The 12390-nt window shown below is 41.3% G+C and carries 11 protein-coding genes and 2 pseudogenes; 4 read left to right on the forward strand and 9 right to left on the reverse strand.

Translation table 11 applies throughout. The features are described from left to right. The first annotated feature begins 227 nt into the window (after positions 1-227). Genes coaE through ACNKW3_RS05890 form a run of 4 tightly spaced genes read left to right on the forward strand, consistent with a single transcriptional unit; the run spans position 228 to position 2768 of the window. Entirely contained in the window at positions 228-848 is a 621-nt protein-coding gene (gene coaE, locus ACNKW3_RS05875; protein WP_427398347.1) for a dephospho-CoA kinase, read from the forward strand. A 31-nt stretch (positions 849-879) separates the two neighbouring features. After that, on the forward strand, positions 880-1632 hold the full coding sequence (gene zapD / locus ACNKW3_RS05880; RefSeq protein ID WP_427398348.1) for a cell division protein ZapD: 753 nt from the start codon (positions 880-882) through the stop codon (positions 1630-1632). A 4-nt stretch (positions 1633-1636) separates the two neighbouring features. Continuing rightward, on the forward strand, positions 1637-1873 hold the full coding sequence (yacG, locus tag ACNKW3_RS05885) for a DNA gyrase inhibitor YacG (protein WP_427398349.1): 237 nt from the start codon (positions 1637-1639) through the stop codon (positions 1871-1873). Positions 1874-1886: 13 nt separating this feature from the next. Next, the gene (locus ACNKW3_RS05890; protein WP_427398350.1) at positions 1887-2768 is read left to right on the forward strand and encodes an aspartoacylase; all 882 of its coding nucleotides are present in this window, start codon (positions 1887-1889) and stop codon (positions 2766-2768) included. On the opposite strand, the gene mutT is transcribed toward ACNKW3_RS05890, so the two are convergent. The 9 genes and pseudogenes from mutT to ACNKW3_RS05935 all read right to left on the reverse strand — a co-directional run bounded on the left by mutT (position 2758) and on the right by ACNKW3_RS05935 (position 12390). Beyond that, positions 2758-3147 (reverse strand): 8-oxo-dGTP diphosphatase MutT, encoded by a 390-nt coding sequence (gene mutT / locus ACNKW3_RS05895; RefSeq protein WP_427398351.1) that lies wholly within the window; start codon positions 3145-3147, stop codon positions 2758-2760. The two genes, ACNKW3_RS05890 and mutT, sit on opposite strands and share 11 nt — an antisense overlap. Continuing rightward, positions 3147-3236, reverse strand: a pseudogene (locus tag ACNKW3_RS05900) (SEC-C metal-binding domain-containing protein); the annotation flags it as partial. The pseudogene ACNKW3_RS05900 and the gene mutT, both read right to left, overlap by 1 nt. A 75-nt stretch (positions 3237-3311) precedes the next feature. Next, positions 3312-5852 (reverse strand): annotated as a pseudogene (secA, locus tag ACNKW3_RS05905) (preprotein translocase subunit SecA); the annotation flags it as partial. Positions 5853-5967: 115 nt separating this feature from the next. Continuing rightward, positions 5968-6840: a M23 family metallopeptidase gene (locus tag ACNKW3_RS05910; protein ID WP_427398352.1), complete on the reverse strand. Its 873-nt coding sequence runs from the start codon at positions 6838-6840 to the stop codon at positions 5968-5970. Positions 6841-7208: 368 nt separating this feature from the next. Next, positions 7209-8138, reverse strand: coding sequence for a UDP-3-O-acyl-N-acetylglucosamine deacetylase (gene lpxC, locus ACNKW3_RS05915; protein WP_427398353.1), 930 nt, complete (start codon positions 8136-8138; stop codon positions 7209-7211). A gap of 102 nt (positions 8139-8240) precedes the next feature. Beyond that, positions 8241-9362, reverse strand: coding sequence for a cell division protein FtsZ (gene ftsZ / locus ACNKW3_RS05920; RefSeq protein WP_427398354.1), 1122 nt, complete (start codon positions 9360-9362; stop codon positions 8241-8243). A gap of 65 nt (positions 9363-9427) precedes the next feature. Next, on the reverse strand, positions 9428-10657 hold the full coding sequence (gene ftsA / locus ACNKW3_RS05925; RefSeq protein ID WP_427398355.1) for a cell division protein FtsA: 1230 nt from the start codon (positions 10655-10657) through the stop codon (positions 9428-9430). 20 nt (positions 10658-10677) lie between these two features. Then, positions 10678-11436, reverse strand: a complete 759-nt coding sequence (locus ACNKW3_RS05930) for a cell division protein FtsQ/DivIB (RefSeq protein ID WP_427398356.1) — start codon at positions 11434-11436, stop codon at positions 10678-10680. Continuing rightward, positions 11437-12390: a D-alanine--D-alanine ligase gene (locus ACNKW3_RS05935; protein ID WP_427398357.1), complete on the reverse strand. Its 954-nt coding sequence runs from the start codon at positions 12388-12390 to the stop codon at positions 11437-11439.

The following is a 12390-nucleotide window of genomic DNA, read 5'->3' on the forward strand; positions in this document are numbered from 1 at the left end:
TCTAGATGTTTTACTTATTTGCCCCCCTTTAAAAAAAGGCGTATCGAATAACCAGATAATCCTCACTGATATCCCATCCTTCTAGCTCAGTTATTTTCTTATGCAAGGGTTTCTATTCTTAAATGTACCCCAAGTAGTAGATATTGGGAATTGCGGTATATCAATAATCGTTGCGAATTAAAATTCTCGATATACCATAGCTTTATGGCATTCGTAGGAAGAGTAGGTTGAAAAACAAATATATTGTTGGCTTAACCGGCGGCATTGCGTCAGGGAAAACCTCTGTGTCTAACTTATTTGCTGATAAGGGCATTGATGTGATTGACGCTGACGTAGTCGCGCGTGAAGTCGTTATGCCTGGTGAAGAAGCCTTACAGGCAATCCATAATCGTTTTGGAGACCAAGCGTTGACGAAACAAGGCAGCTTAGACAGAGCCTGGATGAGAGAGCGGGTTTTTCATCATCCCGAAGATAAGAATTGGTTAAATTCTCTGTTACATCCATTAATTCGACAAAGAATGTTGAACCAATGCCAAAGTTCAACGTCCCAATATTGTATATTAGCGGTACCATTATTAATTGAAAGTAGCTTAAAAGATCTTGTTGATCGCATATTGGTGGTAGATATTCCAGAAGAGTTGCAGCTTGAAAGAGCCCTTTCCAGAGACGGCTCTTCGCCCGAAACCATCAAAAATATCATTGCTGCACAAATAAATCGTCAAATGAGACTTGATGCCGCGGACGATGTTATTGATAATAGTCAGGATATTTCAAATCTCAACGCGCAAGTTGCCCATTTGCATAACAGTTACCTTCAGTTGAGCGAAGCAAAATATTCTGCACAATAAATATTATAATAAATTACCGAGGGAGAGTTGAATGACAGTCGCTTTATACGAGTTCCCACTTTGTGAGAAAGTGCGAAATTATTTGCGACTAGAGCAATTGTTTCAGCAACTTAAAGAAGCAAGACATGCAAAGACTGCCCATCAGCATTTATATTTTTTTAAAACCCTTTTTGATTTAATTGAGTTAATAGAACGCTTAGATTTGCGGACCGATTTTGTACGTGACATTGATAGTCAAGAGCGCAACCTAGTGCATTGGTCACAGCATCCTGACATCGACAAAGATGCCCTTGATAGAGCATTAAAAAGTTTGCACAAATTACTTGGTGAAATAAAACAAATCAATAAATTAGGTTCAGGCATCAAAGAAGAACGCTTTTTAAGCAATATTCGACAACGCTTTGCTATTCCTGGCGGCGTCACCAGTTTTGATTTACCAAGCCTGTTTTGTTGGATTAGGCAGCCTCAAGAAAATAAAGATCAAGAAATTGACCGCTGGATTTCTCACCTAAACTTAGTTGAAGAAAGCGTAACCTTAATTATGACCTTTTTGAGAGAACGCGGTAGATTCGAAACTGTGATCGGTAAAAATGGTTTTTATCAAGGTAATGTGGCTGATAAAGCTGAATTAATAAGAGTACAATGTGACAACACACAAGGATATTATCCAGTACTTAGTGGAAACACTTATCGATATGGAATTAAATTTATGCGCTTGCATCCAGAAGCTGGGACCACAGGCGCGGTTGCAAATAATATTAGCTTTGAATTAGCAAGGTGCTAGTACAGTGACATTAGAAGTAAAATGCCCCACTTGCCAAAAAGCTGTGATGTGGAAAAGTGAAAATGAACATCGTCCATTTTGCAGCAAACGTTGCCAATTGATCGATTTAGGGCAATGGGCAAATGAAGAAAACAAAATCGCCAGTGAATCAGATGTCAATGATCAAAAACCTTCTGACATTGATATAGAAGAAATTGAAGCACTTTTAGCACAACAACAAGATACCTTTTTCAAACAGTGAGACTTCTAGTTTTATGATTTCATCTATTTTGCTTGCCGGCGGGACCCACGGCAATGAATTAACCGGTGTAGAGGTTATTAATAACTGGCAAACCATTGAGTCGCAAGTTGATATTCCAAAGGATGTCGAAGTTAGTGCAATTCATGTGAACAAAGCAGCAATCGAGCATAGAGTTAGATATCTTGATGAAGATTTTAATCGCCAGTTTGATCCCGATAGACTTGCAACTAATGCGATCAAAGCTGACGCTGAATTAAACCGTGAACAAAGACTGGCTAAAGAATTAAATGCCACTTATGGCCCTAAGTCTCAGCCTCAAATAGACTTGGTTGTTGATATTCATAATACAACCAGCGCCATGGGGCCGAGTATCATATTATTGACTTCTGATGAGTTTGACCTCTGTTTGGCACGCTATGTTAAGCAACAAATGCCAACTGCTGTTATTTTAGTGGAAGATCAAATTCCTTACGCCTCTCACCCTTATTTTTGTACCTTGGGGAAACGCGGGCTAATGTTAGAGTTGGGAGCACAACCACAGAATTGTTTACGCGCCAGTATTTTTCAAGAATCTGTTGAATTACTAAGGCATTTATTCGCGTTTGTACAGCTATGGAATGAAAAAACAGCCTTCGAGCAGCCACCAACCGAAGCATTTAAATTATTAGAAGAAATCAAATACCCAACTGTCGACAATAAGAAGTCAGCCATGATTCATCCATCTTTGGATGGTAAAGATTTTCATCCTTTGCATAAAGGCGATCCCTGTTTCTTATCCTTTAGCGGTGAAGTTTTGTGTTGGGAAGGTGAAACAGTGTATCCACATTTTATTGGGGAAGCGGCTTATAATCACTTGAATGTGGCTTTTGCAACTGCGAAAAAAATTAACTATTAAGTAGTTTTTCCAAAATTGCTTGGTTGGCGTCGGGAAATTCATAATTCTCAAGTTCCGAAGATGGCACCCAAGCACTCAATTGCCCTTCTTTGCCATGCGCTTGGCCAGAAAATGATGACACGACAAACACAAATAAACACACTTGTTTATCGCCATAATCGTGGATAATTTGTGTGAGGGGTTCACATTGGTTGACCTGAATACCTATTTCTTCATTCAGTTCACGAGATAAGGCTTGCTCAGGGGATTCATGAGATTCTATTTTCCCGCCGGGAAACTCCCATTTATCGCCTTGATGTTGCTGAGCATTGCGGCGACAAATAAAATACTCGTCGCCTTTTTTTACTACACCAACAGCAACCCTTACCTGCTTAGTCACTAGGTAAGTTTACCGTGACATTGCTTGAATTTTTTGCCTGAACCACAAGGACAGGGATCATTACGACCTACTTTAGGACCTTGTCTCTGAAAGGTTTGGGCCCTTTCGCTTTGTGCCTGTTCATTCGGTGAAGGCGCTTTTTGCTCAATAATTTTCTCTGCTTCTGCGCGTCTTCTTTGCGCTTCTACAGCTTCAACGTCAGACTGCTCTTTCACCTGAACGCGACTCAGAATACTAACAACATCAATTTTCAAGTTATCTAACATTTCAGAGAACAACTCGAATGACTCTCGCTTGTATTCTTGTTTAGGATTCTTCTGCGCATAACCACGAAGGTTAATGCCTTGGCGCAAATAATCCATAGCCGCTAGATGCTCTTTCCAATGCTGATCCAAGGTCTGAAGCATGATTTGTTTTTCAAATAGGCGAAGAACACTTTCACCCACAGCTGCTTCTTTTTCTTTGTAGGCATTTTCAGCTTCACTGATAATGTATTCTCGAATTTTTTCTTCGTATAGTTTGTCATCTTCATCTAGCATTTTCTGAATAGGAAGATCCAACGCAAAATCAGATTTCAAACGCTCTTCTAAACCAGCAACATCCCACATTTCTTCTAAAGATTGAGGAGGAATGTATTGGTCCACAACACCGTTGATTACATCTACACGAATTTTTTCAATGGCATTTTTAACGTCGCCTTCGTCTAATAATTCATTACGTTGTTCGTAAATGACTCGTCTTTGATCGTTGGCAACATCATCATATTCCAACAAGGCCTTACGAATATCAAAGTTACGACCTTCTACTTTACGCTGGGCGTTTTCAATGGCTCGAGATACCCAAGGGTGTTCGATAGATTCGCCACGTTCCATACCTAAACGTTTCATCATTGCACCCATTTTTTCTGATGCAAAAATACGCATGAGCGGATCTTCTAAAGATAAGTAGAAACGAGATGAACCTGGGTCACCTTGTCGACCAGATCGACCACGCAACTGATTGTCGATACGACGAGATTCATGACGCTCAGTACCAATGATGTGTAAACCACCAGCCTCAAGTACTTTCTCGTGACGGGTTTCCCATTCAGTTTTCACTTTTTCTATCTGCGCAGGGGTAGGGTCAGTTAACTTTTTAATCTCAGACTGAAGGTTTCCACCCAACACAATGTCAGTACCACGACCCGCCATGTTGGTAGCAATAGTTACCGCACTTGGTAAACCCGCTTCTGCAACAATGTCAGCCTCTTGAGCGTGGAACTTGGCGTTAAGCACTTTATGTTTGATCTTTTCTTTTTTCAGAATGCGCGATAGCAACTCTGAGTTTTCGATGGAAATAGTGCCTACCAAAGTAGGTTGGCCTCGTTTAACACAATCCTTAATGTCTTCAACGATAGCTTCGTATTTTTCTTCAGCCGTAAGATAAATAGAATCTGCTAAATCTTTACGCACCATAGGTTTATTGGTTGGAATTACAACTGTTTCCAACCCATAGATATGATTAAACTCAAATGCTTCGGTATCCGCTGTACCTGTCATACCGGAGAGTTTTTCATATAGTCTGAAGTAGTTCTGGAACGTTATAGACGCAAGCGTTTGGTTTTCATTTTGAATTTTTACACCTTCTTTTGCTTCGATAGCTTGGTGTAAACCTTCCGACCAACGACGACCTTCCATTGTACGACCAGTGTGTTCATCAACGATGACGATAGTGTCATCTTTTACGATATAATCCACATCTTTTTCAAATAATTTATGAGCACGAAGTGCTGCGTTAACATGATGTAAAAGAGGAATATTTGCTGCACTGTAAAGCGAAGTGCCTTCTTCTAGAAGCCCTTCTTGTTGTAATAACTCTTCAATGAACTCTTGGCCTGCTTCGGTTAAATGGACCTGTTTTGATTTTTCATCAATGGTATAGTGTCCATCACCGCGCTGACCTTCTTCATCTTCCTGATCTTGTTGAACAAGTTTAGGAATAAAATGGTTCATGCGTTTATACAATTCTGAACTATCTTCTGCGGCGCCAGAGATAATCAGCGGCGTTCTTGCTTCATCAATTAATATAGAGTCAACCTCATCCACTACTGCAAAGAACAAAGGTTGTTGCACGCGGTCTGCTGGGCTGAATGCCATATTATCGCGCAGATAATCAAAACCAAATTCGTTGTTGGTACCATAAGTAACATCACAAGCATAGGCTTGTTTTTTCTCCGCATGGCCCATGCCTGGTACATTACAACCCACGGTAAGATCTAAAAATTCAAATAAACTGCGGCTCCAGTCAGCATCACGTTTAGCTAGATAATCGTTTACCGTGATTACGTGCACGCCTTTACCTGTGATTGCATTTAAATAAGTAGGCAAGGTTGCGGTTAGGGTTTTACCTTCACCAGTACGCATTTCTGAGATTTTGCCTTGATGCAGCACCATACCGCCTAGCATTTGCACATCGAAATGGCGCATACCGTATACACGTTTACTGGCTTCCCTAACGACAGCAAAAGCTTCCGGCAGAAGTGCATCTAAGGTTTCACCTTTCTCAATGCGCTCTTTAAATTCTGCTGTTTTAGCTTTTAGCTCTTCATCAGAGAGTTTTTCGTAATCGGCTTCTAGACCGTTAATTATATTGACTGTTTTTTGCAGCTTTTTAAGCAATCTATCATTGCGGGTGCCAAAAACCTTTTTAAAAATACTTGCAAACATGCTCAGGCGTTATCCGAATTTTTTATGAAATTTTTAAGGGCGTCATGATAGCTAAATTCCACTATCATGACCATACTTAGAGTGGGTGAACTTGATATCAGCGTTGATTTTTTATCTATTTATAGATAAACGGTAAAGGATCTACCTGCTGACCATGCTTAATTACTTCGTAATGTACATGGGGTCCAGTTGAACGGCCACTGCTACCCATAAGGGCAATAGCTTGACCTTTTGTGACAACGTCGCCTACAGACACTGAAACAGCTTCATTATGTCCATAGCGGGTGCGTAAACCGTTTCCGTGGTCAATCTCGACAAGTTTTCCATATCCAGAACGCTCGCCAGACCAAGTCACTATACCTGCACCAGTAGCAACTACATCACTGCCTTCGTCTCCGGCGAAGTCTATCCCTTTATGCATAGCGGGTTGACCAGAAAACGGGTCTTTTCGAATGCCGTAATAAGAAGATAACCACCCCTTATCAATAGGACGACCAGCTAACTCACTCTGATGTTCTATATTGAGGCCAATTAGGATAGATTCAAGCGCTGTTAGTTGTTGAATTTTAGTTTCTAGTGCTGCAGCGAGCTTTTCAGCTCGAATTGTCAGATTATGTTCAGCCCCAATTTCTTGCTCGACTGTTTCTGGTAAGCTGAAATCTTCAACTGAAATGCCAGCTTTTCGAGCTAGGTTTTGGCTGATGACATCTAACCTATTAAGTTCAGACTGCATATCCCCCAGTTGACCAACAATTCCATTTACTTGAGATTCAGTATCTTTTTTAAGTTGGTTGACAAGGGCTACCTGTTGTTCGAGACCAGTTTTAACAACGCTTAATCGAATTTGGTTTTCATACACGGAATCTGTCGAGCGGCTAGACACCAACATAACAAGTGATAGCAATACGAAGCCACTGATAAATTTACGCAATGAAAAATGCGTTTCGTAGCTTAAATCTTTGCCGTTGACTCTAATGGTGACTTTCATGGTTTAATCTCAATTAATTCATCTTTATTATTATTATTCTGCGCTAACAGTAGCGTCATAATAGGTTTTTTTTAGATTTCTGAGTACACTCACAACCTGACCAAATTATAACTATTCATACCTTAAATCAATGTTTAAGTAAGCAAAAACGCCTCAATTGAAGCGTTTCTATCTTAAAGTTGGTATTTTTGGCCATACCTCAAATAAAGATACATTGAACTTTATAAGTAAAATTTTTGACACTTAATAGGACTATCAACCGCTAATCCCTGTTTATAAGCGGCATTTTACCTCAATAATCGAGTATAAAATGCATTAAACCTACAAAACAATGTTCAACTAGCACTTAGCTCTAACTTTATTGACTACTAAGCAAACCTTATACCAACTAAATTGTTTGGCTCTATGTACTTTATCGGCATCTTATCTTCATTCTCAAATGAAACATATTCCCATGCGTCTTTAGTATCTAATATTGCATTTAACAATTTATTGTTTAAACCATGCCCCGTCTTGTATGCAACTAATTCACCTATTAGGTTGTGACCACCTAAGTATAAATCACCAATAGCATCTAAAATTTTATGTTTTAGAAATTCATCATTGTATCTAAGTCCTTCTGGATTAAGAACTCGAAAATCATCCAACGCAACCGCGTTATCCATGCTGCCGCCGAGGGCCAGCTTCATAGAATTCATCGTTTCTAAGTCACGCATAAATCCGAACGTTCTAGCACGTGATATTTCATCCACATAACTATCTTTAGAAAAGTCCATTACCACGTGTTGACGTGATTGAGAAATGGCTGGATGAGCAAAATCTATTTTAAAGTCTACTTTGAAACCATCATAGGGTCTAAACTCAGCCCATTTATCACCGTCTTCAACTCGAATAGTTCGATTGACTTTAATGAAACGCTTAGGTTCGTCCAGTTCTTGGATGCCAGCACTTTGCAGTAAAAATATAAATGGACTTGCACTGCCGTCTAAAATCGGCAGTTCGTGGCTATCAACTTCAACTATGATGTTATCAATGCCTAGTCCCGACAAGGCTGAAGCTAAATGCTCAACCGTGTGAATTGAATGGCCTTGTTCGTTTGTAATACAGGTACACAAGGTAGTATCACCAACATCTTTCGCGTTGGCGATGATATCCGTAGGCGGTGATATGTCGACGCGTCTGAACACAATTCCTGTGTTAGCTGGGGCAGGTTTCAAGGTCATTCGAACCTTGCGCCCTTTGTGTAAACCAATCCCTGTTTCAGTCACCGACTCTTTTATTGTGCGTTGTTTTAACATTCGGTTACCTAAATTAAGAACAGCGGAGAAATATAGAGAAAAACCCCTTGAATGTCAAGGGGTTTAAAGTTTTCAAGCTTTTTCTATCTGTTCAGACCAGTACTAGTCAGCTTGTCTTCTTAAGAATGCTGGAATATCCAGATATTCCAATTCATTAGGTTCTGATGCTTCCTCTGGACGAGGCGCAGCTTCAGCTGACATATTGTCAGTACCTGTCGCTCGCTGACGCGTCGGTTCATTGTTGACTAGCGTAATATCGGGCTTTCTTTCAGCGCCAATACCCGTAGCAACAACAGTTACGCGGACTTCGTCTTGCATTTCCATGTCGATGACTGTACCCACAACAACGGTAGCATTTTCAGACGCAAAGGCTTTGACTGCATTACCAATGGTCTCATATTCATCAATAGCGAAATCCATACCTGCTGTGATATTCACCAAAATGCCTCGAGCACCAGAAAGATCGATATCTTCTAATAATGGGCAAGCAATCGCCGCTTCTGCTGCTTCTTCCGCTCTGTCTTCACCAGTACCTACACCACTTCCCATCATGGCAGTACCCATTTCAGACATAACGGTTTTAACGTCAGCAAAGTCAACGTTTACTAAACCTGTACGTGTAATTAGTTCAGCGATACCTTGAACCGAACCACGCAGTACATCGTTTGCCGCACTAAAGGCTTGTAGCAGTGGTGTTCCTTTACCCATTACCTTGAGAAGTTTCTCGTTCGGAATGGTGATCAACGAATCCACATATTTTGATAATTCAGCAATACCTTGATCGGCAAAATCGCTTCGCTTACGCCCCTCAAATGGGAAAGGCTTGGTTACAACCGCAACCGTTAAAATTCCCATGTCTTTGGCCAGCTTAGCGACTTCTGGAGCAGCACCTGTTCCGGTTCCACCACCCATACCAGCAGTGATGAACACCATGTCGGCACCATCAAGCGCTTGCCTAATTTTTTCGCGATCTTCCTGCGCAGCCTCTCGACCGACATTTGGATCTGCACCTGCACCAAGCCCCTTGGTTAGTTCACAACCAAGTTGAAGCTTCAACGTTGCAGTTGAATTGTTTAATGCTTGAGCGTCTGTATTCATTGCAATGAATTCAACGCCTTCGATGCTGTGAGTAACCATGTGTTGTACGGCATTACCACCACCGCCTCCAACACCCACAACTTTGATGACGGCATCATCAGTTGGATTATCCATCAGTTCGAACATGATAAGTCTCCGATACTGTGAGTCTGCGCGCACAGACTCGTATTTAATTAGCGCCTAAAGGTCCCCTAAAACTCACCTTTAAACCAACTTTGTATGCGTTTAAACACACTCTCTTCGCCAGTTTTTCCTGACGTCTTTTTATTATTAATATTTTGCTTGCTGTATTGTAACAAACCCACAGCAGTTGCATAGCTAGGATCTTCCACATATTCTGACAAACCTTTGACAGAATGTGGGTGACCTACTCTTACAGGCATTTGGAAAATTTCTTCGGCGAACTCAACAGCACCTTCCATTTTGGCGGTACCACCGGTTATCACTAAGCCTGCCGCTATTTGTTCTTCTAATCCGCTGGCTTTGATTTGCTCATACGCTATTTCCAATAGTTCATGAAACCTTGGCTCAATCACTTCGGCAAGCGTATGTCTAGACATGGCCCGTGCAGGACGACCACCCACACTAGGTACTTCAATGGTCTCTTCCATGCTAACCATATCTTTCAGCGCACATGCGTAATTTACTTTTATTTGTTCCGCATTATTCATTGGCGTTCGGAATATTTTTGCGATATCGCTTGTTATTTGGTTTCCCGCCAATGGTATAACCGCAGTATGGCGTATTGCGCCGTCGGTGTAAATAACTATATCAATAGTTCCACCACCAATATCAATAACGCAAACCCCTAATTCTTTTTCATCTTCGGTCAATACCGCATAACTGCTAGCAACAGCCGAGAAAATGGTCTGATCAACCGTTAAATCACAATTTTCAACGCACTTAACTAAATTTTTGGCCATATCATCTGCACAGGTAATAATGTGCGCTGCAGCAACCATTCTTACGCCTGACATGCCAATAGGGTTTTTAATCCCTTCTTGCACGTCAATAACAAATTCTTGCGGTAATACATGTAACAGTTTTCGTTCGGCAGCCATAGGCACTGAGCGGGCAGCGTGAATCACACTGTCTACATCTTCTTGAGTTACTTCTTGGTTGTTAATTGGCACCATGCCGGTTTCGTTTTGACACTGCACATGACGACCACTGATAGACATAAACACAGAGCTTACGTGACAATCAGCCATTAACTGCATTTGGTTGACAGCTTGTTGTACTGACTGCACAACTAAATTAAGGTCGTTAACGCCACCTTTTTCCATGCCTCTGGATTTGTGTTCACCGACGCCTAATATACTCAATTCTCCGTCTGGCAAGATTTCGCCAAGCACAGCTTTCACGGTACTGGTTCCAATATCTAAACCAACAATTAGTTCCTTATCTGACGCCTTAGACACTTTTTTCACCTTTATTATCTTTATTCTGTGGCATTATCATTACCAGCAACTGTCCAGCCAACTGCTAATCCCGTATCATAACGTAAATCAACATAATCAATTTGCTTATTTTGCGCTTCTATAATGGGATATATATCGATAAATCGCTGCAAACGATCTATGTATTCTTGACGTCCCAAATTTAGAGTTACATCAGAGGCTAATCTGAGTTTCCAAGCAAAGCGTTCGCTTAGAAATACTTCTCTTATTTTTTGCCCACTTCCGGCCATCAGAATACGCATATGATTGTATCCCACTAACGCTGTTTTCTCACTACCATTCGGACCAAATAATTGGGGTAAATTTACGCTTTCAGGATCCCCTTCAAAGGTATCACCATATTTATTCAATAACAGGTCCGAATTCCACACTGCAACCGCTTGTTGCTCAACTATATGAATGTATAAAGCACTTGGCCAACGTTTACGAATTGACGCGTTGTATACCCAAGGATGACGCTCCACATTAGCGTGAACATCATTCACATCAACCGCAAAAAAGCTGCCTTTATGCTGATTTCGAATGGCTTTTTCCATAGCGTCGGTGTCTACCATTTTTATATCTCCGGTAAACACTATGTCTTGCACTGGCAATTGTTGCTCGTCTTCGAGCCAAGCTTTAGCGTAAAACCCCGCTACGATAAAACCTGCAATCACACACAAAAAGACGCTTAAACCTATGGGCAGAGGTACACGCTCTCTGCTAGGTTGTGCTTGTTGTGTTGCCAGTTCGGTGCCCATTTAGTCTTCCATAAAATTCATTGATTGGGACAAAATTTGCACTACCAAATCTTCAAAGCTTAAGCCGGCTTGTTTAGCCGCTTTAGGCACAAGACTCTTAGTTGTCATGCCTGGCACAGTATTGGACTCAAGCAGATAAAAATTACCCTGCTTATCACGCATACAATCGATTCTTCCCCAGCCATTTCCTGACAACATTTCAAATGCTGTTAGCGCCAAGCGGGCTAATTCTTGTTCTTCGTGAATTGGAAGCCCACTTGGGCAGTAATATTCAGTAGTATCACTTTGATACTTAGCCGTGTAATCGTAAAAACCATGGGGAGTCGTCATGCGAATAGAAGGTAGAGCTTTCCCATTTAAAATCGCAACCGTATATTCAGGCCCAACAATAAATGATTCCACTAAAACGTCGTCATCGTATTTAAAGGCTGCTTGAATTGCCTCTTGCAATTCAGTTGCTGTGGAGGCGATAGCCATTCCAATGCTTGATCCTTCTCGTGAAGGTTTGACAATAACTCTTCCGCCTAAATCTTTTAAAATATCGAAGCACTCTTGCGGGTTATAGGTTGTTTGTTCGAGCACGCGATAATCTGCCGTAGGAAGATTGCGTGCCGACCAAACTAGTTTAGTTAACACTTTATCCATTGCTAGCGCGCTACCGAGGACACCTGTTCCAGTGTAGGGAATTTTTAGTTGTTGTAGCGCGCCCTGTATCACTCCATCTTCTCCGCCGCGTCCGTGTAAAATATTGAACACACGATCAAACCCATCGGTTACAAGCTCATAAATTGAGCGTATTGAGGGATCAAATGGATGGGCGTTAATACCAGCAGATTGAAGCGCAGATAACACCGCGTTTCCTGATGCCAAACTGACTTCTCGCTCGGCTGAGTCGCCACCTAACAAAACGGCAACTTTTCCAAATTCTTCTGGGGAATAAGCATCTTTAGCCAT

This window comes from Glaciecola sp. 1036 (genome assembly GCF_050306235.1).
Lineage (GTDB): Bacteria > Pseudomonadota > Gammaproteobacteria > Enterobacterales > Alteromonadaceae > Glaciecola.

Excerpts from the sequence above, each read along its gene's own strand:
- zapD (WP_427398348.1), top strand. The coding sequence starts at position 880 with ATGACAGTCGCTTTATACGAGTTCCCACTTTGTGAGAAAGTGCGAAAT.
- ACNKW3_RS05890 (WP_427398350.1), top strand. The coding sequence starts at position 1,887 with ATGATTTCATCTATTTTGCTTGCCGGCGGGACCCACGGCAATGAATTA.
- ACNKW3_RS05910 (WP_427398352.1), bottom strand. The coding sequence starts at position 6,840 with ATGAAAGTCACCATTAGAGTCAACGGCAAAGATTTAAGCTACGAAACG.
- lpxC (WP_427398353.1), bottom strand. The coding sequence starts at position 8,138 with ATGTTAAAACAACGCACAATAAAAGAGTCGGTGACTGAAACAGGGATT.
- ftsZ (WP_427398354.1), bottom strand. The coding sequence starts at position 9,362 with ATGTTCGAACTGATGGATAATCCAACTGATGATGCCGTCATCAAAGTT.
- ACNKW3_RS05930 (WP_427398356.1), bottom strand. The coding sequence starts at position 11,436 with ATGGGCACCGAACTGGCAACACAACAAGCACAACCTAGCAGAGAGCGT.
- ACNKW3_RS05935 (WP_427398357.1), bottom strand. The coding sequence starts at position 12,390 with ATGGCTAAAGATGCTTATTCCCCAGAAGAATTTGGAAAAGTTGCCGTT.